This window comes from Streptomyces katrae (genome assembly GCF_000966975.1).
Lineage (GTDB): Bacteria > Actinomycetota > Actinomycetes > Streptomycetales > Streptomycetaceae > Streptomyces > Streptomyces katrae.
Map to the genome: position 1 here is coordinate 1 of NZ_JZWV01001737.1, position 684 is coordinate 684.

Annotated in this window: 1 protein-coding gene; it reads right to left on the reverse strand. The window is 75.6% G+C overall.

Annotated features, from left to right (window positions below):
* Positions 1–684, reverse strand: a 684-nt coding sequence (locus VR44_RS40380) for an acyl carrier protein (RefSeq protein WP_045952683.1), incomplete at both ends; no start/stop codon positions are given.

Sequence of the window (684 nt, forward strand, 5' to 3'; positions counted from 1 at the left end):
CGAGGGCCTCGCGCGGGGAGATCCCGAAGAACTCCGCGTCGAACTCGGCCACGTCGTGCAGGAAACCGCCCTCGCGGGTGTACGAGGTCCCCCGGTGCTCGGGGTCGGGGTGGTAGATGGCGTCGAGGTCCCAGCCGCGGTTCTCCGGGAAGCCGGAGATGCCGTCCGCACCGGAGGCGACCAGCCGCCACAGGTCCTCGGGGCTTTCGACGCCGCCCGGGTAGCGGCAGCTCATGCCGATGATGGCGATCGGCTCGTCGTCGCCGGCCGCGACCGGGGCGGCGGACTGCGCGCCGGTGTCCTCGCCGACCAGCTCGGTGCGCAGGAACTCTGCGAGGGCGGCCGGGTTGGGGTGGTCGAAGACCACCGTCGAGGAGAGCCGGACACCCGTCTCCGCCATCAGCAGGTTCCGGAACTCGACCGCCGTGAGGGAGTCGAAGCCCAGCTCGCGGAAGGCCCGCCCGGAGTCCACCGCACCGCCGCCGCCGTGCCCGAGGACCGCGGCGGCCCGAGTGCACACGAGGTCCAGCAGGAACGCCCGCTGCTCGGCCCGGCCCAGCGCCGCCAGCCGGCCCGCCAGGGAGGAGTCGCCACCGGTCGCCGCCGCGGCGGTACCGCGCCGCCCCCGGACCGTGCCGACGAGGGCGCGCAGCAGGCCGGGGGTCTGGTCGCGGGTGCGGAGGG